The sequence below is a fragment of the Staphylococcus sp. HMSC13A10 genome, from assembly GCF_001808005.1.
Lineage (GTDB): Bacteria > Bacillota > Bacilli > Staphylococcales > Staphylococcaceae > Staphylococcus > Staphylococcus pasteuri.
Map to the genome: position 1 here is coordinate 1 of NZ_KV791885.1, position 1,262 is coordinate 1,262.

Below are 1,262 nucleotides of genomic sequence, written 5' to 3' on the forward strand. Positions count from 1 at the left end.
ATTGTTTCAGGTGGTAAATTATTTAATAGTGCTTTTGGTCTAGATTATCATATTGGTCTTATTCTAGTTTCGGTGATTGTCATTGCTTATACATTCTTTGGGGGATATTTAGCAGTATCATTAACTGATTTCTTTCAAGGTGTAGTTATGTTAATTGCTATGATTATGGTGCCAGTTGTCGCAATGATGCAATTAGGTGGCATTGATACATTTTCTCAAGCAGCAGATTTAAAACCAACTAATCTAGATTTATTTAAAGGTACCACTATTGTGGGAATTATTTCTTTCATTGCTTGGGGATTAGGTTATTTTGGTCAACCGCATATTATAGTACGATTCATGTCAATCAAATCTGTTAGTCAATTAAAAACTGCCAGAAGATTTGGTATTAGTTGGATGGCTATTAGTTTAATTGGTGCTGTATGTGTAGGATTGATAGGTATTGCTTTTGTTCAAGATAGAGGAGTTAAATTAAATGATCCAGAAACGCTTTTTATTTTAATGGGTCAAATTTTATTCCATCCATTGGTTGGTGGTTTCCTTCTTGCAGCAATTTTAGCAGCTATTATGAGTACAATCTCCTCACAACTACTTGTTACTTCTAGTTCACTTACTGAAGATTTCTATAAATTAATTAGAGGCGAAGAAGCTGCAAAAAAACATAAAAAAGAGTTTTTATTAGTAGGTCGATTATCTGTTCTTATTATAGCAATTATATCTATTATAATCGCATGGACTCCGAATGATACTATACTTAATCTTGTTGGTAATGCATGGGCTGGATTTGGTGCTGCATTTGGTCCACTAGTATTACTATCTCTCTATTGGAAGGGGTTAAGTCGTACAGGAGCTATTTCTGGTATGATATCAGGATCAGTTGTAGTCATTATTTGGATTGTTTTTGTGAAACCATTGGGAGAATATAATGACTTCTTTAATTTATATGAAATTATTCCTGGATTTTTAACAAGTTTGATTGTGACTTATATCGTAAGTCTTATAACTAAAAAACCAAACAGAGATGTTGGAAAAGAATTAGAAGAAGTTAAAAAACTTATAAAAGAAAAATAACACTTTATCACTTAAAGAGGTAGAACAAGAAATTTTGGTTCTATCTCTTATTTTTGTATTTACAAATTTCATTTTATTGAAGTATATAGTTTTTATCAATTTCAATAACACTTATCTAATATAATAGCAAATTGCATTATCTATCTACTACTACATGATGCTTATATTGAAATTGCTAAAGAACATCCCAC

The 1,262-nt window shown here is 30.7% G+C and carries 1 protein-coding gene; it reads left to right on the forward strand.

Going from position 1 to position 1,262, the window contains the following annotated elements; all coding sequences use genetic code 11:
• A partial coding sequence (locus HMPREF3125_RS12305) for a sodium:solute symporter family transporter (RefSeq protein WP_070454076.1) occupies window positions 1-1,071 on the forward strand: 1,071 nt, incomplete at its 5' end.
• Window positions 1,072-1,262: the final 191 nt, after the last annotated feature.